We start from the raw sequence: 19,470 nt of genomic DNA on the forward strand, positions 1-19,470 counted from the left end.
TCAGGCGGCCTTCCGCTTGTGCATGAAATGGTCGATGGAGACGGCGGCGAGCAGGATGCAGCCCTTGATCATGTCCTGCCAGTAGACCGAGACATTGAGCAGGATCAGCGACGAGGTGACGACCGAGAGCAGCGCGATGCCAAGGATGGCGCCGAGAATGGTGCCCGAGCCGCCGTTGAGCGAGGCCCCGCCGATGACCGCCGCCGCTATGATGTTCAGCTCCATCCCGGCGCCGAAGGTGGGGGTCGCTGCCCCGAAGCGGGACATGTAGATGACGCCTGCAACACCGGCGAGCGTGGAGCACAGCACCGTCACCCAGAACTTCACCTGGTTGGTCTTGATGCCGGAATAGAGCGCCGCCTTCTCGTTGCTACCGGTGTAGAAGACCTTGCGGAAGGCCGTCGCCCGGCGCAGCAGGAAATCGAACAGCACGACGACGGCGACGAAGATCAGGATGACATAGGGAACGCCGTAGAAGGTGCCCTGCCCCACCGCCTTGAAGCCGGCCGGCAGCGTGAAGAGCGACAGCGGGGTGCCCTTGGTGATGATGAGGCAGAGGCCGCGCACGATAACCATCGCTGCCAGAGACGTGATGAAGTGGTTGAGGCCAACGACCGTCACGAAGAAGCCCATGGTGCCGCCGATGGCGCTGCTCGCGAGAATGCCGACCAGCGAGGCCGTCCAAGGGTCGAGCCCGGCGAGGAACAGCGAGCCGGAGAGCACCATCGCGAAGCAGACGACGGAGCCGACCGCAAGGTCGATGCCGCCGACGATCAAGAGGATCGTCATACCGACGACGACGATGCCTTCGACCGAAAAGCTCATCAGCATGGCGCGGAAGTTGCCGAGCGTCAGGAAGTGCGGCGAGGCGAAGCTCATGATCACGCAGAGCGCGAGGATGATCGCGATCAGCCCGGCCTCGCGCATCGTGCCGAAGCGCTTGAAGGACGATGTCTTCGGTGCGCCTGCCGCCATCGTGTCGATTGCCATTCCCGTCTCTCCCAGTTTCTTCTCACGCGGCATGGTTCGCCGCCTTTGCCGTGCCCATGCCCGAGGCCAGTCGGATCACAGCCTCCTCCGTCATCTCGTCCGCGCCGAGTTCGCCCGCGATGCGGCCTTCGCGCACCACGAGCACGCGGTCGCAAAGCCCGAGCAGCTCCGGCATTTCCGAAGATATGACGATGATGCCGATGCCCGAGCGCGCAAGATCACGCAGCAGGCGGTGAATTTCCGTCTTCGCGCCGACATCGATACCGCGCGTCGGCTCGTCCATCAGGATGACCTTCGGCTTGACCGCAAGCTGCTTGGCGATCGCCACTTTCTGCTGGTTGCCGCCGGAGAGCGACTTGACCGGCGCATCGACGCCGCTCATGCGCACGCCGAGCCGCTTGGCAAAATCCTCCGCCAATGCAGTCTCCGCACGGCGTTTCAGCATGCCGGCGGGGTTGGTCAGCGCCTTCAGGTCCAGCACGGAAATGTTCTGCGCAATGGACAGTTCGAGAAAGACGCCGGAGCCTTTGCGGTCCTCGGACAGATATACGATGCCCGCCTTCACGGCATCCGAATAGGATTTGATCTTCTGCGTGTCGCCATGCAGGCGTACCGTGCCTTCCGTGCGCGGCCGCAGCCCGCAGATGCCCTCGGCGATTTCCGTGCGGCCGGAGCCGATGAGGCCGCCGATGCCGAGGATTTCGCCCCTGCGTAATTTGAAGCTGACATCCTGGAAGCGCGCATCGTCGCCGATGCGGTCCACTTCAAGGATGGTGGTGCCGGATGCCTCGTCCGCGCCGAGCTTGTCTGGATAGAGCTGCGTGATCTCGCGCCCGACCATGCGGCGCACCACGTCGTCCGGCGTCACGTCGACAATGCGGTCGGTGCAGACATAGCGGCCGTCGCGGAAGACGGTGACCCGGTCGCAGAGGCTGAAGATCTCGGCCATGCGGTGGCTGATATAGATGATCGAGATGCCGTTCGCCTTGAGGTCGCGGATGATCGAGAAAAGCTGCTGCGCCTCGGTTTCGGTCAAGGCGGCGGTGGGCTCATCGAGGATCAGCACGCGGCAGTCGAGCGTCAGCGCCTTGGCGATCTCGACGAGCTGCTGGCTGGAAATCGGCAGGTCTGCGACTTTGCGACGGACATCGATGTCGGCAAGACGATTCATCACGGCCTGCGCGTCGCGTTCCAGCGCGCGGTAATTCATGAAGGGTGTCCGGCGGCGGTTGGTCGCTGCCATGAACATGTTTTCGGCCACCGTCGCATCCGGGCAGAGCGCGATTTCCTGATGAACCAGGCCGATGCCGAGCGACTGGGCGGCGGCGGGGGATGCGATGCGCACGGCCTTGCCATCGACGCGGATCTCGCCTTCGGTCGGCTGCAGCACGCCGGCGATGATGTTCATCAGCGTCGACTTGCCGGCGCCGTTTTCGCCGCAGAGCGCATGGACCTCGCCGCGTTCGAGCCTGAAATCGACGTCAGTCAACGCCTTCACCGCCCCGAAATGCTTGGTCACGCCGTGAATGGTGAGCACCGGCTCCGCCATCGTCTTCCTCCCTCTCCCCAAAATCCATCCGCGCCGCAGGGCGCGGATGGCGTTCGCTTGGGAGCTTACTCCTCGATGCCCTTGGTGCCGCGACGCTTCAGGTACTTGTCCCAATAAAAGTCATCGGCATTTTCGGCGGTCACGATCGACAGGCCGTTGTCGACGACCGGGATGCTCATCGGGTTGAAGCCCGAGCGCTTGGCGTCATTCATCGGGTCGATCAGTTCCGGATGCTTGGCGAGCCACAGCAGCATGAAGCCCATATAGCCCTGCATGCCCTGGTTCGGGTTGATCGAGCCGAAGACTTCGCCGGCCTTGATCATGTCGAGGATGTTGGCGTTGACGTCCGCGCACATGACGAGGACCTTGCCGCCCGCTTCCTTGTTGGCCTGCGCCGCGCCGATGGCCGAATTGGCTTCCGGCATGAAGACGGCGCCGAGGTTCGGGTTGGCCTGGATGAGGCTCGACAGGCCCTGATACGCCTTCGTCGGGTCCTGGTTGGAGGCGGCGCGGCCGACCAGCTTCATGTCCGGCCACTTCTCTTCCATGCGGGCGATGAAGGCGGCGATGCGCTTGTCGTGGTTGTCCTGGCCCGGATTTTCCAGCACCGCATATTCGCCCTTGCCGCCCAGCTTCTCGGCGATCGCGTCGGCGGCATAGGTGCCTTCGCGGGTGTTGTCCGAGGTGATGAAGGACACGCGCTTGGAGAGCGGCGAGTCGGCTGCAAACGTGACGACCGCCGTGCCTTGGTCGATGGCGCGGTTGATCGGCTCGATGAACGGATCGGAATTCATCGGATGCACGAGAATGCCGGCCGGGTTCTGTGCGAGCGCCTGGTCGAAGGTGGCGATCTGCTTGTTGACGTCATATTCGGGCGTGCCGGTATATTCCGTCTCGCAGCCGAGCTGCTGGCCGGCCTGCTTGAACATTTCATAGACCGGGAACCAGTATTCGACGCCCGAGACCATGACGTTCATGACGTATTTTTCGCCCGGCTTGCAGCGGAACGGGTTTTCCGTCTCGGCCGCCGCGGAACCGGCAAAAAGCGTTGCTGCGAGGACCGCCATCGCGGTCGTGCTCAGAAAAGTGCGCAAGTGTCCTCCTCGGGGCAAAGACCCCTCCCAAAAACCCGTTGGCGCCGAAACGACGCCGATGATCGCGTTGAAATCCGGATTTCCTCCTCGAAGTCCGGTATGGGCAGGTAACCGCATGACGCGGCCCCTGTCAATATAATTCATGATCTGAAATATATTTCAGGATTATACTCTGAAATCAAGCCCGCAAGGTGAAATATCTTTCAGCCCTTCGCGACCGCGGCCACGGAGGCGGTAAAGACCGGATCGGCCATCAGCGCGCGGCAGCGGGCAAACCGCCCGTCCGCATAGGCGCGGAAATCGGCCGCCGGATTCCCGTTGGCGAGCTGGATGAGGCCCCAGAGCGTCCAGAGCAGGTCGCACATCGCCTTGTAGATGACGATGCGGCCGCGTTCGGCAGGCTTCGGCTCGCCGCCGAAATAGGCGCGGATCATCTCCTCCTCCTGGGCGCCGGTGAATTCCGCCTCGACGGAGAGATCGCCGAGGTCCCACATCGGATCGTTCATGCCGGAATATTCCCAGTCGACGATCCACATGCGCTCCCCCGTATCGAGGAAATTCTCGCAGAGCGGATCGCAATGGCAGGCGACGACGGGCAGCGCATGGGCGGCGAGCGCCGCGCGCACGGTCTCGGCCTCGCGCAACCCCTCGTGATAACCGTCCGGCAGGGCGACGTCCTTGGTGGAGAGCACGGCGAGGTAGTCGTCGATCATCGCGAAGAGCTCGAAACGCGCCGGGAAGACGGCGACGCTGTCATGCAGGCGCCGGAAGGCCTCACCGGCGCGGGCCGGAGCGCCGGAGACAGCCTTGAAGCCTTCGGGCGTCATCGTCGTCGCGCCGGGAATGAAGCGGGTGACCATCAGCCCGGTCGCCGGATCCGCGTGAAAAACCTCCGGGCCGACGCCGACGCGCGCCGCCTCCTTCGCCGCGATCGCCTCGTTGCCGCGGTCGATATATTCCTCCGTGCCCTTGCCGGGCACGCGCAGGCACCATTCGCCGGCGCGGAAGACGAGATTGGTGAGGCCGCCGAGCCGTTCGATAGGGCCGTCATAGCCTTTCAGGAGCGGGATTCCTGCAATCGCCTCCATCGCCTGCTGCTCTTCGTTCATGAACACCTCCTTTTGGCCGATGATGACGGTTCCACAGATTTCGCCCTTTCGCTATCATCATCAAAACACGAGGGAAGGCCATGGCAAACGGACATCATGAGGGTGCACTCGGTGCAGTCTACAATGCAAGCGGCACGGAAGAGGTGGCGGCCCTCTACGACCGCTGGGCCGAGACCTACGACGCCGACATGGCGAGCGCCGGCTATCGCCACCCGTCGATCTGCCTCGGCCTCCTCGCGCGCCACCTGCCGCGCGGTGCCGCACCGCTGCTGGATGCGGGTGCGGGCACCGGGCTCATCGGAGAATGGCTGTCGATCCTCGGCTATGCCCATGTCGAAGGCCTCGACATTTCCGAAGGCATGCTGGCGCGGGCGGCGGCGAAGAACGTCTATGCCGCCCTGCACCGCGCCGCGCTGGGCAACCCCCTGCCCTTCCCGGACAGGCATTTCGCCGGCGTCATCTCGGCCGGCGTTTTCACGTCCGGCCATGTCGGCGTGGAAGGCCTGCCGGAGCTTCTCCGCATCACGCAGCCGGGCGGCATCATCGTGCTGACGGTGAAGAACACGCTCTGGAACGACGGCTTTGCCGACCGGCTGGCCGAGCTGGAGCGGCAGGGCATTCTGCTGCGGGCGGAGGAAACTACGCCCTACGTCTCCATGCCCGGCGAGACCGGCACCGTGCCGAGCCGGGGCGTGGTGCTGAAAGTGCTGCGCCACGCCTGAGAGTTAGGCCGGCTGGACCTCGACGGTGACGTGCGACAGCGCGTCGAGATGGGCAAGCTGCGCCTTGTAGTCGGACGGCGCCTTGGGATGCGGCGAGGAAAGCGCGACGATGGCGGCGTGATGGCCGGGGCCGACCTGCCAGACATGCAGGTCGGTGATGTGCTCCTCGCCGCGCTCCAGCGTTGCGCGAATCTCGTCGGCGAGCCCCGCCCCTTCCGGCGCCGCATCGATCAGCACCCCGCCCGTCTCGCGGATCAGGCTCCACGACCAGCGCACGATGACCAGCGCGCCGACGATGCCCATCAGCGGATCGGCCCAGCGCCAGCCATAGCTGCGCCCGAGCAGCAGCGCGACGATGGCGAGGATCGAGGTCAGCGCATCGGCGAGCACATGCAGATAGGCGGCGCGCAGGTTGTTGTCCTGCGCGTGGTGTTCATGATGGTGATGGTGATGGTGATGGTGATGCTCATGGTCGGGGCCATGGTGGTGGGCGTGATCGTCCCGCAGCAGCCAGGCGCTGACGAGGTTGACGGCAAGCCCGGCGACGGCAACGGCGATCGCCTGTTCGAAGCCGATCGCGACCGGATTGGCGAGGCGCACGAAACTTTCCCAGCCGATGAGCAGCGCGATCAGCGCCAGCACGATGGCGCTGGCGAACCCCGCGAGATCGCCGAGTTTCCCCGTACCGAAGGTGAAACGCGGATCGCGCGCATGGCGGCGGGCATAGGCATAGGCAAGCGCCGCGATCAGCATGGCGCCGGCATGGGTGGACATGTGCCAGCCATCCGCCACCAGCGCCATCGAGCCGTAGAACGTGCCGGCGACGATCTCCGCCACCATCATGCTCGCCGTCAGCGCGATGACGAGCCAGACCTTGCGTTCGTTGCGGCTGTGATCGGAACCGAGAAAGACATGGTCATGCGTGGCCATGGTTTGCCCCTTTCGTTACGGGCGGCGCTATTTCAGATAGGTCCGGATGACCTCGATCAGCTCTTCGCCGCCCTGAAGACAGTCCGCCTTGGTTTCGGCGGCGATGACATGGTGGCGCAGATGATCCTCCATCACCTCGGCCGTCAGCCCGCCGAGCGCACCGCGCACGGACGCGAGCTGGCGCATGATCTCCCCGCAGCCCGCTTCCCCCTCCAGCGCCCGCTCGATGCCATCGAGCTGGCCGCGGATGCGGCGCACGCGGGCGATCAGCTTGTCCTTCTGCTGGATGGTATGGCTCACGTCGTCACCTTCGGCCTTATAGTATACCCCCCTATACTATAAATTCCACGGTAAAGAAAGGCCCGGCGGCCTTCCCGGGCCGTGCGCTCAGGCTTTCACGCGCACGGCCGCCGGATCGTAGAGCGGTTCGAGATGGATTTTTGCCGGCGTGCGCTCCATGGCGACGACGAGCTCATAATCGCCGCCCGTCAAAAAATCGTCGTCCACGCCCTCGGCGCGGCGCACATAGCCGTAGCCGACATTCTTGCCGAGCGTGTAGCCGTAGCCGCCGCTGGTGAGGTAGCCGACGGGCTCGCCGTTGCGCAGGATCGTCTCGCGGCCGACGAGCACGACGTCCGGGTTGTCGACCGTGAAGCCGGCGAGCGCCTTCTTGCGCTTTTCGCCCTGCAGGGCCTCCAGCGCGCGGCGGCCGAGGAAGTCGGTGTTCTTGCGCAGCTTCACCGCCCAGCCGAGGCCGGCATCGAGCGGCGTATCGTTCGGCGTGATATCGGAACCCCAGGCGCGATAGCCCTTTTCGAGGCGCAGCGATTCCAGCGCGCGGTAGCCGACAGGGCGGATATGGAAGGGAGCGCCCGCCGCCATCAGCGCGTCGAAGACGGTGCCGATGGCATCGATCGGCACATGCAGCTCCCAGCCGAGTTCGCCGACATAGGTGACACGGAGCGCCCGCACGACATGGCCGGCGATCTCGATCTCCCGCACATGGCCGAAGGGGAAGCCGGCATTGGAGACGTCGGCATCCGTGACGGCAGCGAGCACATCGCGCGCCTTCGGCCCCATCAGCGAGAGCGTGCCGAAATCCTCCGTGACGTCGCGCAGCGTCACGTCGAGATCGTCGGGGATATGGTCCTCGATCCAGCCGAGATCATGGGTGCGGAAACCCGTGCCGGTGACCACGTAGAATGTCTCGTCGGCAAGCCGCGCCACCGTCAGGTCCGCCTCGATGCCGCCGCGGGTGTTGAGAAGCTGCGTATAGGTGAGCCGCCCGACCGGCTTGCCGACATCGTTGGCGCAGATCCAGTCGAGCGCCTTCAGCGCATCCGGCCCCGTCATCTCGTATTTGGCGAAGGAGGACTGGTCGAAGATGCCGACGGCCTCGCGCACATGGCGGTGTTCGTCGCCGACGGCGGAAAACCAGTTCTGCCGGCTCATCGAGTAGATGTCCTTCGGCTCGGCGCCCTTCGGTGCGAACCAGTTCGGCCGCTCCCAGCCGAGCTTGGAGCCGAACACCGCGCCATGCGCCTTCAGCCGCTCATAGAGCGGCGAGACGACGCGCGGGCGGCCGCTTTCATATTCCTCATGCGGGAAGCCGATCGTATAATGTTTGCCATAGGCCTCCAGCGTGCGGTCGAGCACCCATTGGCGATCGCGGTGCATGCCGGAAAAACGGCGGATATCGACCACCCAGAGATCGAGCGGCGCCTCACCGTCGACGACCCATTGCGCCAGCACCCAGCCCGCCCCGCCGCCCGACGCGATGCCGAAGGCGTTGAAGCCGGCGCCGACGAACATGTTCTTGCATTCCGGCGCCACGCCGAGAATGAAGTTGCCGTCCGGCGTAAAGCTCTCCGGGCCGTTGATCATCTGCTTGACGCCAACCCTTTCCAAGGCCGGCACGCGGGCGATCGCCTGCTCCATATGCTGCTCGAAATGGTCGAAATCGTCGTCGAAGAGCCGGTAGGCAAAGTCGTCCGGCACGTCGCCGGTGGTCCAGGGCTGCGGGTTCGGCTCGTAGCCGCCCATCACCAGCCCGCCGACCTCCTCCTTGAAATAGGTTCGGCGGTCGGGATCGCGGATCGTCGGGGCGTCGGTGGCGAGCCCCGGTACCTTTTCGGTGATGATATATTGGTGCTTGAGCGGCTGGAGCGGCACGTTGATGCCCGCCATGGCCCCCACCTGCCGCGCCCATTGGCCGGCGCAGTTGACGACCTTTTCGCAGGCAATATCGCCGAGCGTCGTGCGCACGCGGCGGATACGACCGTCCTCGATATCGAAGCCTGTCACGCGCACGTTCTCGACGATCTTCGCGCCGTGCATGCGCGCACCCCGGGCAAGCGACTGGGTAATGTCGGAGGGGCTCGCCTGCCCGTCCGTCGGCAGCCAGCTTGCGCCGACGAGGTCGCCGACCTCCATGAGCGGCCACATGGTCTTCACCTCCTGCGGCGTCAGCAGGTGCATGTCCATGCCGAAACTCTTTGCCGTCGTGGCGAGGCGGCGGAATTCGGTCCAGCGGTCCTGGTTGGTGGCAAGGCGCAGGCAGCCCGTCATCTTCCAGCCGGTGGCAAGGCCCGTCTCGGCTTCGAGGCCCTTGTAGAGATCGACGGAATATTTCAGCACGCGGGTGATCGACGCCGAGGAGCGAAGCTGGCCGACGAGGCCCGCCGCATGCCAGGTGGAGCCGGAGGTCAGCGTGCCCTGCTCCAGAAGGATCACATCCGCCTTGTGGTCGCGGGCGAGATGATAGGCCGTCGAGCAGCCGATGATGCCGCCGCCGATGACAACGATCTCAGCATGGGATGGCAGGGTCATTTGGTGTGTTTCCCGTATTTTGTTCTGTAGTGGTCGAGTGCCCTGTCGAGGCGATCGAGATTGTCCGCCGTGTAGCCGACATAGTCGGCGCCCGGCGCGGTGAGATGGAGTTCGGAGACCATGCTCCACATCGCCTCGCGCAAAAGCGAGGCGCATTGCATGGCGGCATGCGAGCGCCGGATCGCGGGGTCCGGCGCGCCGCCGAAATAGGTATCGAGGAAATCCTCGGCCTCATCGGGCGAAAGTCCGGCATTGGAGGTGGCGCCGGCGAGGTCGAACATGGCGGTGGAGAAACCGGCATATTCGAAATCGATCAGCCAGAGCCGGTCGCCATCATCGAGGATATTCGTCGGCAGGAGGTCGTTGTGGCCGAAGACGATCGGCAAGGGCACTTGGGCCGCCTCCAGCTCCTCGGCGAGCGCGAGGTAACCGGGCAGATGCGGCTTCATGCGGCTACCGCCTTCCTTTAGCGTGCGGGCATAGTCGCGCACCACATGGAAGGGCCAGAAGAGGAAGGCGGCACCGCTGATCTCCGCCGGCATCTCGGTGTGGAAGTGGCGCAGCAGCTCCGCCACGCGCCGGCGTTCAGCGGCCACGTCTTCTGCGCCAAACGTCTTTGCACCGAGAAAGGCCGAGACCATGAGGCCCGGCTCGGCATAGCGCACCTCCGGGCCGAAGCCGGCGGCATGGGCGGCCCGCGCCGTCATCAGTTCCCGCTCGCGAAAAACGTGGTGAAAGGGATAATCCCGGCCGAAGCGCACGACATGGCGCCCTGCTCCGTCGCTCACAAGATAGCTCTCGTTGCTGATGCCGCCCTTCAGCGGCGCGATCTCGATGCGCCCCGCCCAGCAGGGCAGAGCGCGGATGCGGTCTTCGACGGCGCGGCTGATCTCGATATGTCCCTCCATCAGCTCACCCTCTCGCGGATGCTGTTGGCGCCGGCGGAAATCAGCCGGTCGGCGATGATGGCGATGAAGGCGATGGAGAGGCCGGCGACGATGCCGCGGCCGGTATCGGCCTTGGTGAGCGCGATATAGACCTCCTGCCCGAGATCACGCGTGCCGACCAGCGCGGTGATGACCAGCATGGAGAGCGCGAACATGATGGTCTGGTTGAGACCAAGCAGGATTTCCGGCAGCGCCAGCTTCAGCTTGATCTTGGTGAGGATCTGGCGCGGCGTGCAGCCCATGGCACGGCCGGCTTCCACCACGCGCGGATCGACCCGGTGCAGGCCGAGCACCGTGTAGCGGATCGCCGGCACGACGGCATAGGCGACGACGGCGATCATCGCGGTGAAATCGCCGACGCGAAACAGCATGACGACCGGCATGAGATAGACGAAGGAGGGCAGCGTCTGCAGCGTATCGATGACGAGTTGCAGCCAGCGCCAGAGCCGGTCGCGCTCGGCCGCAAGAATGCCGAGCGGCACGCCGATCAGGCAGGCGAAGACGACGGAGACGCCGCAGAGATAGACGGTGACCGTCGCCTTTTCCCACTGGCCCGTCGCCGCGATCAGGAAGGCCAGCACGCCGACCAGCAGGGCGAGGCGCAGCCCGCCCAGCCGATAGCCCGCCAAAGCCAATAGCGCGACGACGCCGGCCCAGGGCAGGTCGGCGAGCAGCCGTTTCAGCGGGACCAGCAGGTTCAGCAGGATGACGTTGCGGATCGCCTCCAGCGCGTCGAAGAAGTTGATGTTGATCCAGCGCACGACCTCGGACCAGAAGGTGCCGGTGGAAACCTGCCAGGCTTCGGGGAAGGATTGAAGCGCGGGCACGGCAAGGCCCGCAACGAAGGTCACGACGACGATCGCGAGTGCTGCGACGAGATAGGGCTGGCGGGAGACGAAGCCGCTCCCTGCCGCGATGCCGGCCGCCGGTTTTTCCGCCTTTTCCGCATAGGCCTGGCTCAGCCGGTCGAGCGCCACTGCGAGCGCGACGATGGCAAGGCCCGCCTCCAGCCCGGCGCCGATATCGAGGCGTCGAAGGGCGGCGAGCACGTCGAAACCGAGGCCGCCGGCACCGATCATCGAGGCGATGATGACCATGTTGAGCGAGAGCATGATGACCTGGTTGACGCCGACCATCAGGCTGTCCTTGGCGGACGGCACCATGATCTTCCAAGTCATCTGCCGCCGGCTGCAGCCGACCATGTTGCCGAGGTCGCGGATTTCGGACGGCACCGAACGCATGGCGAGGATGGTGACGCGCGCCATCGGCGGCAGTGCGTAGATCAGCGTCGCGACGATCGCCGATGTCGGGCCAAAGCCGAAGAAGACGAGCACCGGCACCAGATAGGCGAAGACCGGGATCGTCTGCATGAGATCGAGCACCGGCACCAGCACTCGCTCGAAAACCGGCCAGCGCCAGGCGGCAAGGCCGAGCAGTAGGCCGACCACGACGCCGATCGGCACGGCGACGACGATAGAGGCGAGCGTCACCATGGCGCTCGTCCACTGGCCGAAGAGCACTAGGAAGCCGAAGCAGGCGGTGACGAGGGTGGCCAGCCGCACACCCCCGGCGTGATGGCCGATCAGCGCGACGATGGCGAGCACCGCGAGCCACGAGAGCGGCGGCACCTGCTGCACCGCGCTCGACCCCTGCCCCGAGAGCAGCCCCGTCGAGAGCAGGCCCAGCGCGACCCGGTAGGGCAGGTCGATGATCTCGGCGACGAACCGGGTGAGGTCCGTGAAGGTGAAGAGCCCGAAACTCGCCTCGTCCAGCAGCCATTTCGTCGCCTTGCCGATCCAGCGCGCGGCCGGGATTTCCAGGGCACGCGGGTAGGAGAAGGCCCATTTCGCCAACCCGTCGCCGAACTGCCAGAAGAGGACGAAGACCGCGAGCGCCGCCGGCCACAGCCAGCGCGTCCGCGCCGTTGCGATGGAGGGAGTTTCCGGGATCGGTTCGGAGACGGGCTGAAGGAAAGGGAAGGAGGCGCTCATGCCGTCAACCCCGCATCATCACGTCGACGACCGCGGTGCGGTCGATGAGGCCGACGGGTTTTCCCGCACCGTCCAGCACGGCCAGCGCCTCGTTGCCGGCGGAAAAGAGCGGCGCCGCCTCTGCGATGGGTGCGGCGGCGCGGATGGAGGCCGGCGGCAGCACGCCGTTGAGCGGCCGCATCAGCGAGCCCACCTTGACGACCTTGGCCCTCGCGACGCTGCGCGTGAACTCCGCCACATAGGGTGTGGCCGGGTTCAGCACGAGGTCTTCCGGCGTGCCGGCCTGCACGATCTCGCCATCCTTCATGATGGCGATGCGATCGGCAAGCCGGATCGCCTCGTCGAAATCATGGGTGATGAAGACAATGGTCTTCTTCAGGACCGATTGCAGGCGCAGGAATTCATCCTGCATTTCCCGGCGGATCAGCGGGTCGAGCGCGGAAAACGGCTCGTCGAGGAACCAGAGCTCCGGTTCCACGGCGAGCGATCGGGCAATGCCGACCCGCTGCTGCTGGCCGCCGGAAAGTTCGCGTGGGAAGGCGGTCTCCTTGCCGGCAAGGCCGACGAGGTCGATCATGCGCCGCGCCCGCTCCTCGCGCGCGGCCCGCTCGATGCCCTGGATTTCCAGGGGAAAGGCGACATTCGCCAGCACTGTCAGGTGCGGCAGCAGCGCAAAATGCTGGAACACCATGCCCATCTGGTGGCGGCGGATTTCGATCATCCGCGCTTCGCTGGCCGCCAGCAGGTTCTCGCCGTTGAAGAGGATGTCGCCGGAGGTCGGCTCGATGAGGCGCGACAGGCAGCGCACCAGCGTCGACTTGCCCGAGCCCGACAGGCCCATGATGACGAAGATCTCGCCCTCGCGGACCTCGATATTGACGTCGCGCACCGCGCCGACGGCGCCGGCCGCACGCAGGTCCGCGCTCGTCGGCCGCCCGGCCGTGCCGATCAGGGATTTGCCGCCGGCGCCAAAAATCTTCCAGACACCGCGGCAGACAAGTTTCGGTTCGTGAGAAGCCATCGTCATTCCGGTCGCGTAATCGAAACGCAGCCCTTCCGGGGCCGCACGCTCAAGGAAACGACCCGGCCCCCTGCTGGCGGGAGCCGGGCCTGGCGCTTCTACTTCTTGATCCAGCCGGACCAGCGCGGCTCGTTGGCCGCCATCCATTCGGCGACCACCTCCGAGACCTTCTTGCCGTCGAGGTCCACCTTGGTGATCATCGCGCCCATCTCGTCATTGTTGATGTTGAACGCCTTGATGGCCGCGTAGGCGCCCGGCCACTTGTCCTTGACGCCCGACCAGCCGACCTTCCAGATCGGCCCGAAGGGCTTGCCGCAGTCATAGGCGGCGTCCGAGTTCACGCCGACGGCCGGGTCCGTGTAGCATTCCTTCGAATAGGGCGGGAACTCCACCCATTCGCCCTTGTATTTTGCCGGCGCCCAATGCGGGGCGTAGATCCACAGCAGGATCGGCGCCTGACGCTGGTAGGCGCTTTCGAGCTCGGCAAAGAGCGCGGCGTCGGTGCCGGCATGGATCACCTCGAAGGGCAGGTCCAGCGCCTCGACACGCTCGTCGTCAAAACCGCCCCAGGTGACAGGGCCGCCCAGATACCGGCCTTTCGGCGCGGTTTCCGGAATGGAGAAGGCCTCGGCGCAGGCTTCGCTCTTCAGCGCTTCCCAGTTCGGCAGGCCGGGGCATTTCTCCTTCATGTATTCCGGATACCACCACTCTTCCTTGGCCTGCATACCGGTCTCGCCGAAATTCTCGACCTTGCCGGTGGCCGTTGCGGCGTCCATCGCGTCGCGGCCGGTGGTTTCCCACATTTCCATGGCGACATGCAGGTCGCCGGTCTCCAGGCCCGCGAATTGCGCGAGATAGTCGGCCTGGACATATTCGACGGAATAGCCGGCCTTCTTCAGCACCTCGCCCATGATCTCCGTGGTGATGAGCTGGCCGGTCCAGTCATGCAGCGTGAGCTTGATGGGATCGGTGGATTCCTGGGCGCTTGCGGGCGCCATGGTGAGGGCCGCGGACAGGCAGAGCGTCGCGGCAAGCATTCCTGACAGGCGAATAGGTTGAAACATGCGTGATCTCCCGGTCGCACTTTGAAGTCGATGCTGTTCTGCGTGCGCAGGAGGCCGTTCCCCGTACTTTTGTATCTGTCGACCCATGCACGCCGCCAATCTCACGCGGGATGAAAGCGCCTGTCAATCCTGCACTGTGGCTTTTTATGTCTTTATGCCTGCTTTTGCGGCTTTCTTGCCAGATGATCCGTCTAGGATTATGAAGCAGGAGAACGCATGCGGACACGACGACGATGAACCACTCCAAGCGCCACAACGACATTCTCCGCCTGCTCCAGCAGGACGGCACGGTGACGATCGCCGATCTCGCAAAGAAACTCGAGGTTTCGCTGGAAACCGTGCGGCGGGACATCAAGCCGCTGACGACCAACGGCACCGTGCTGAAGATGCACGGCGCGGTGGCGCTGCCCTCCGTGGTGGGCGAAGCGCCCTTCGAAAAGCGCATGCGCGAAAACAGCGAGGCGAAAAAGGCGATCGCCATCGCCATGGCCGCAACGATCCGCGACGGTGATTCGATCATGCTCGATACGGGCACGACGACGAGCTATCTCGCCCGCGAGCTGCTTGGCCACCGGCGGCTGACCGTCGTCACCAACTCCTCCGACATCGCCCGAACGCTTTCGACGGTCAACGACAACCGCGTCTACATGGCCGGCGGCGAGCTGCGCAGCGACAACGGGGCCGCCTTCGGCGTCTCGGCGATCGAATTCATTAGTCATTTCACCGTCGGCCATGCGGTGATTTCCACAGGCGCGATCGATGCCGGGATCGGTGTGATGGACTACGATCTAGAGGAAGCGGAATTCGCCCGCGCCGTGGTGTCGCGCGGAAAGCGCGCGATCGTCGTAACCGACCACACGAAATTCGGCCGGCAGGGGCTGGTGCGGGTGTGCGAGTTCAGCGCGCTGACCGACCTCTTCACCGACAAGGCCCCGCCGCGCGACGTGTCTTCGTCGCTGAAGGCGGCCGGTGTCAACGTCGTCCTGGCACGCTGAAGGCAAAGCGGCCCGGCAGGAAACCCGCCGGACCGCTCGATGTCACGTCAGTTCATCGTCGACCATTGCCGCTCGACTTCCTCGACGTCTTTGTTCAGGTGCACATGCGCATCGACATGATCGACCCAGTCGAGAGGGATCAGGTGATGCCGGCCATCCTTCGAATCGCTCTTGGTGAGCTTGATGCGGCTTTCGCCCTCCATATGGTCGACGGTGCCGATGTGACCGCCATCGGCGGCCCGGACTTCCATATGTTCACGGATTTCGCTTGCAGCGACCATGGGACTTCTCCTTTCAGGTGAAACGTCACCCGGAAGAAACGCGGGGACCCTCGCGTGGTTCCCGCGCCCGCGGTGCTAGTAGGCGGCCTCATAAGCGGCGCAGATCTCGGCCTGCGTCTTGCCGGCGAGATAGGCGATCTCGCCCTCCTTGTGCTTGACGTAGACGTCGGCAAAACCTTCCGGGAACCAGCCGCACACCGTCGCATTGCCCCGGAAACGCTGGAGCGCTGCTTCGAGCGTCTGCGGCAGGCGCACGTAGCCGCGGGCGGCGAGCCCCTCGACATTCAACAGCGACAGGTCCTCCTGCGTCGCCTCCGGCACCGCCAGCCCCTCCTCGATGCCCTGCACGCCGGCGTGCACGATCGCCGCGAGCGCCAGGTGCGGGTTTGCCGCGCCGTCGGCGGCACGGAATTCGAAGTTGAACTGGGCGGCACGCGCGATATCGCTGATGTCGGAGACCGGGCAGATACGCACGGACGCTTCGCGATCGCGGAAACCGAGATTGTTGAAGGCCGCACTCCAGCGGTGCGGGGTGAGCCGCAGGTAGGACACGACGCTCGGCGCGGTGATGGCGATGATCGAGTCGAGATATTTCAGGATGCCTGCGACGAATTTTCCAGCGACGTCGGAGAGCTCGTGTTTGCCGTTCGGGTCGTGGGTCACAGGATTGCCGGCGGAATCCAGCATGCTGATATGCACATGCACGCCGTTGCCGACACCGGCCGGGTCGCGGATCGGCGTGAAGGTTGGGTCGTAGCCGAGTTCGCGGGCGACGAGCTGGACGAGTTCGCGGGTGATCAGCGAATGGTCGGCGACGGTGACGCCCTTCTGCGGCCCCATCGTCACCTCGAACTGGCCGGCGCCGAATTCCTTGAGGATCGTATCGGGCGTCACACCGGCCGCGCGCATGGCGGCGACGATCGCCTCGCAGAAATGCCGCTCCTCCTGGAACCCGCCGAGCGTGAAGGCCTTGCCGACCTCGGAGACGAGGTGCTTGATCTGGAATTCGTGCTCGAAGGCGCCGTAGAGCGTGACGCCCGCCACCCTCTCCAGCCGTTCAAGGGCGGCTTCGAGGATCGAGCGCGTGCAGAATTCCCACGGCCGGCCGTCGGTATAGCGGATGTTGCCGATGACGAAGTTCTCGTTCGGTGCCCCCTCCTCGCTCTCGATGCTGACGCTCGTCGCAGCGTCAGGGATGAGCACGAGGTCTCCAAGCGAGCCGAAGGGGCTTTCGGCAATATTGTCGAAGCAGGTGATCTGCACATTGGTCGGCGTCCAGCCGACGCCGCGTTTCAGGCGTTTTTCCATCTGCGCCAGCGGAAAGGCCTTGCCACGCACCTTGCCCGAAAGGTCGCCGCAGCAGGCGACCATCATTTCCTCACGTTTCATCTGCGTCCCCGTTGATCTGGTCATAACCCGGCATCGAAAAGCGGATGCCGTCCCAATCCTTGATGCGTTTCTGCGTCGCTTCCCAATCGGCCTCGGAGACGCGCACGATGAGCGCCTCGACGAGTGCCATGGCGGCGGCCACCGTATCCCAGGCCGTGCCGGCATCGATCGGCAGCGCAACGATATGATCGGCGCTGCGGGCGGCCGGCGACATCCACTTGTCGGTGACGACGACGATGGTCGCGCCGCGTTTTTCCGCGATCGTCTCGGCAAGGCGCGAGAGGCTGAGCTGGTAACGCCGGAAATCGAACAGCAGAACCACGTCCTTCTTGCGCATGCGCAGCACGTGCTCCGGCCACATTTCCGGGTTGTCGGCCATATGGTAAATGCCGCTGCGGATCTGGCGCAGGTGGATCGACAGGAACGAGGCGACATTGTCGCTGACGCGGCCGCCGAGCAGGAAGATGTTGCGCGACGGGTCAGCAAGCAGGTCGGCGAGAATGTCGAACTGCGCCTGCGACACCGTCGCCGTCATTTCCTGCATGACGGCCGAGACGCGCGCGACATATTCCGACAGGAATTCCGAATGGCCGACCGGCTTCTGGCTGGACTTCAGGTCGAGCGGCGAGCGCTGCCCTTCCTTCAGCTCGGTGATGAGCTGGCGTTGCAGGTCCTGGAAGCCGCCGCAGCCGATCTTGCTGACGAAGCGGGTGATGGAGGGCGCGCTGACGCCGGTCTTCGCCGCCAGCTCCTGAATGCTCTCAAGCCCGGTGAACGGGTAGTCGGCGAGGATGGCATTGGCGATCTTGCGCTCGCTGGCGGTGAGCTGCGCTGCGGCATCGCGGATTCTCGTGCGGATCGTCGTCGACGACTTACCATCGCTCATTGGCGTTCGTTCCCTTTGCTGAAACGAATATTCGCGCCTTGAAAAAAATTAGTCAAATGGAAAAATTCGATTGACTATGATCGGAAAATTTCTTTGACTGCTCCTCATAGAAGCCCGCGCCTCGGGCTCCAAGACGGATCCCATTTCATGCTGAGGTTCGCAGACCGCGACACGACGAGATTGCTGCAGGCGGGAGACCCCGATCCCGTGGAATGGATCAATTCCACGGGGCGATCGGCGATTTTCCTCACCTGCGAGCATGCCGGCCGTGCGGTTCCGGCAGCCCTTGGCGATCTCGGCATTGCCGCCGAGGAAATGGACCGCCACATCGCCTATGACGTCGGTGCGGAAGGGGTCGCCCGCGCGCTCTCCGAACGGCTCGATGCGGCGCTCATCCTGCAACGCTACAGCCGGCTCGTGATCGACTGCAACCGGCCCTTCGAGGCGAAGGACTGCATCGTCACGACCAGCGACGGCACGGTCGTGCCGGTCAATGCCGAGGTGACCGACAAGGAACGCCAGCGCCGCTATGTGGAAATCCACCAGCCGCTGCACGAGGCGATCGCGGTGGCGCTCGACCAGCGGCAGGCGAGCGGCAAGCCGCTTCTCCTGGTCTCGGTGCACAGTTTCACGCCGTTGATGCGCGCCACCGGCGCGGTGCGGGATTTCGAACTGGGCCTGCTCTACAATCACGATGCGCGCCTTGCCGAACGGCTGGCTGAAACCTTCCACGCCGCCAATCCGGACGTCACCGTCAAGCTCAACGCGCCCTATCACGTCGACGACATCTCCGATTACACGATCCCCGTGCACGGCGAACGGCGCGGCATTCCGCATGTGCTTCTCGAAGTGCGCAACGACCTCATCAACGACGCCCGCGGGCAGCAGGAATGGGCCGACCGGCTGGCCGGCCCCCTGCTTCTCGCGGCAGAAACCCTCGAAGGACCCACCGATGGCCGCTGACCATCTGACCACCCGCGACGTGCCGCTCGATCCGGCCGCCTCCGCCATCCTCTTCATCGACGTGCAGAATTTTTCCGTGCGGCGCGACGGCGGCGAGTTCAAGGACGTTTCCGACGCGGATATTGCGGGCCAGTACGGCTATTATTTCAAGCGCATCCACGAGGTGGCGATCCCGAACATGCAGCGCCTGCTGGCGGGCTTCCGCAAGGCCGGAATCGAGGTGCTGCACACCACTATCGAGAGCCTCACCAAGGACGGCCGCGACCGCGGCCTCGACTACAAGATCACCGGCTTCAACGTGCCGAAGGGCTCGTCCGATGGCAAGGTGATCGACGAACTGGCGCCGCTCGAAGACGAGATCGTCTTCCCGAAGAGCTCGTCCAGCGTCTTCGTCTCCACGCATATCGACTATGTGCTGCGCAATCTCGGCGTCAAACAACTTGTGCTTTGTGGACTGCTGACCGACCAGTGCGTGGAATCGGCCGTGCGCGACGCCTGCGACCTCAACTATCTCGTGACGCTCGTGCCAGATGCCTGCGGCACCTATTCGCAGGAGCGCCACGACAATTCGCTGCGCACGATCAAGGGCTATTGCCGGCAGATCTCGACCGACGCGCTGCTGAACGAAATCGGGCAGTAAGCCCGCAAACAGAACCGACGGGACGGACACAAGGAGCATTCCAGGGCGGGCCGCAGAACAAAACAAAAAG

Annotated in this window: 18 protein-coding genes; 4 read left to right on the forward strand and 14 right to left on the reverse strand. The window is 64.7% G+C overall.

Annotated features, from left to right (window positions below; translation table 11 throughout):
* From J2Y63_RS08780 to J2Y63_RS08795, 4 genes are all read right to left on the reverse strand, one after another.
* Positions 1-990: an ABC transporter permease gene (locus J2Y63_RS08780; protein ID WP_435265750.1), complete on the reverse strand. Its 990-nt coding sequence runs from the start codon at positions 988-990 to the stop codon at positions 1-3.
* Positions 991-1,012: 22 nt separating this feature from the next.
* Positions 1,013-2,539 (reverse strand): sugar ABC transporter ATP-binding protein, encoded by a 1,527-nt coding sequence (locus J2Y63_RS08785; RefSeq protein ID WP_435265751.1) that lies wholly within the window; start codon positions 2,537-2,539, stop codon positions 1,013-1,015.
* Between the two features lie 65 nt (positions 2,540-2,604).
* Positions 2,605-3,633: a substrate-binding domain-containing protein gene (locus J2Y63_RS08790; protein ID WP_256116423.1), complete on the reverse strand. Its 1,029-nt coding sequence runs from the start codon at positions 3,631-3,633 to the stop codon at positions 2,605-2,607.
* 203 nt (positions 3,634-3,836) lie between these two features.
* Positions 3,837-4,742, reverse strand: coding sequence for a phosphotransferase (locus J2Y63_RS08795; protein ID WP_435265752.1), 906 nt, complete (start codon positions 4,740-4,742; stop codon positions 3,837-3,839).
* Between the two features lie 80 nt (positions 4,743-4,822).
* Between J2Y63_RS08795 and J2Y63_RS08800 the strand changes: the two genes are divergently transcribed.
* The gene (locus J2Y63_RS08800; RefSeq protein WP_435265753.1) at positions 4,823-5,464 is read left to right on the forward strand and encodes a class I SAM-dependent DNA methyltransferase; all 642 of its coding nucleotides are present in this window, start codon (positions 4,823-4,825) and stop codon (positions 5,462-5,464) included.
* Between the two features lie 3 nt (positions 5,465-5,467).
* Here J2Y63_RS08800 and dmeF read toward each other — a convergent pair whose 3' ends face one another.
* From dmeF to J2Y63_RS08835, 7 genes are all read right to left on the reverse strand, one after another.
* Positions 5,468-6,394, reverse strand: coding sequence for a CDF family Co(II)/Ni(II) efflux transporter DmeF (dmeF, locus tag J2Y63_RS08805; RefSeq protein WP_435265754.1), 927 nt, complete (start codon positions 6,392-6,394; stop codon positions 5,468-5,470).
* 27 nt (positions 6,395-6,421) lie between these two features.
* On the reverse strand, positions 6,422-6,694 hold the full coding sequence (locus tag J2Y63_RS08810; protein ID WP_435265755.1) for a metal/formaldehyde-sensitive transcriptional repressor: 273 nt from the start codon (positions 6,692-6,694) through the stop codon (positions 6,422-6,424).
* A gap of 87 nt (positions 6,695-6,781) precedes the next feature.
* Positions 6,782-9,223, reverse strand: a complete 2,442-nt coding sequence (locus J2Y63_RS08815) for a GcvT family protein (protein ID WP_435265756.1) — start codon at positions 9,221-9,223, stop codon at positions 6,782-6,784.
* On the reverse strand, positions 9,220-10,131 hold the full coding sequence (locus J2Y63_RS08820; RefSeq protein ID WP_435265757.1) for a phosphotransferase: 912 nt from the start codon (positions 10,129-10,131) through the stop codon (positions 9,220-9,222). Before J2Y63_RS08820 ends, J2Y63_RS08815 begins: the two co-directional genes overlap by 4 nt.
* Positions 10,131-12,161 (reverse strand): ABC transporter permease, encoded by a 2,031-nt coding sequence (locus tag J2Y63_RS08825; RefSeq protein WP_435265758.1) that lies wholly within the window; start codon positions 12,159-12,161, stop codon positions 10,131-10,133. The genes J2Y63_RS08820 and J2Y63_RS08825 overlap by 1 nt, the downstream gene beginning before the upstream one ends.
* A 4-nt stretch (positions 12,162-12,165) precedes the next feature.
* On the reverse strand, positions 12,166-13,182 hold the full coding sequence (locus J2Y63_RS08830) for a quaternary amine ABC transporter ATP-binding protein (protein ID WP_435265759.1): 1,017 nt from the start codon (positions 13,180-13,182) through the stop codon (positions 12,166-12,168).
* 98 nt (positions 13,183-13,280) lie between these two features.
* The gene (locus J2Y63_RS08835; RefSeq protein ID WP_435265760.1) at positions 13,281-14,246 is read right to left on the reverse strand and encodes an ABC transporter substrate-binding protein; all 966 of its coding nucleotides are present in this window, start codon (positions 14,244-14,246) and stop codon (positions 13,281-13,283) included.
* A 233-nt stretch (positions 14,247-14,479) separates the two neighbouring features.
* Here J2Y63_RS08835 and J2Y63_RS08840 point away from each other — a divergent pair, with 233 nt between their 5' ends.
* Positions 14,480-15,241, forward strand: coding sequence for a DeoR/GlpR family DNA-binding transcription regulator (locus tag J2Y63_RS08840; RefSeq protein WP_435265761.1), 762 nt, complete (start codon positions 14,480-14,482; stop codon positions 15,239-15,241).
* 47 nt (positions 15,242-15,288) lie between these two features.
* Here J2Y63_RS08840 and J2Y63_RS08845 read toward each other — a convergent pair whose 3' ends face one another.
* The 3 genes from J2Y63_RS08845 to J2Y63_RS08855 all read right to left on the reverse strand — a co-directional run bounded on the left by J2Y63_RS08845 (position 15,289) and on the right by J2Y63_RS08855 (position 17,797).
* Complete coding sequence (locus J2Y63_RS08845) at positions 15,289-15,522, reverse strand: DUF2171 domain-containing protein (protein ID WP_435265762.1); 234 nt, start codon at positions 15,520-15,522, stop codon at positions 15,289-15,291.
* Positions 15,523-15,597: 75 nt separating this feature from the next.
* Positions 15,598-16,911 (reverse strand): glutamine synthetase, encoded by a 1,314-nt coding sequence (locus tag J2Y63_RS08850; RefSeq protein ID WP_435265763.1) that lies wholly within the window; start codon positions 16,909-16,911, stop codon positions 15,598-15,600.
* On the reverse strand, positions 16,901-17,797 hold the full coding sequence (locus J2Y63_RS08855) for a MurR/RpiR family transcriptional regulator (RefSeq protein WP_256116407.1): 897 nt from the start codon (positions 17,795-17,797) through the stop codon (positions 16,901-16,903). Before J2Y63_RS08855 ends, J2Y63_RS08850 begins: the two co-directional genes overlap by 11 nt.
* A gap of 147 nt (positions 17,798-17,944) precedes the next feature.
* Here J2Y63_RS08855 and J2Y63_RS08860 point away from each other — a divergent pair, with 147 nt between their 5' ends.
* A complete protein-coding gene (locus tag J2Y63_RS08860) occupies positions 17,945-18,760 on the forward strand; it encodes an N-formylglutamate amidohydrolase (RefSeq protein WP_435265764.1) in 816 nt (271 codons plus the stop codon).
* Positions 18,750-19,400, forward strand: a complete 651-nt coding sequence (locus J2Y63_RS08865; protein WP_435265765.1) for an isochorismatase family cysteine hydrolase — start codon at positions 18,750-18,752, stop codon at positions 19,398-19,400. The genes J2Y63_RS08860 and J2Y63_RS08865 overlap by 11 nt, the downstream gene beginning before the upstream one ends.
* Positions 19,401-19,470: the final 70 nt, after the last annotated feature.

Source organism: Shinella sp. BE166, from assembly GCF_051201095.1.
Classification (GTDB): Bacteria; Pseudomonadota; Alphaproteobacteria; order Rhizobiales; family Rhizobiaceae; genus Shinella; species Shinella lacus.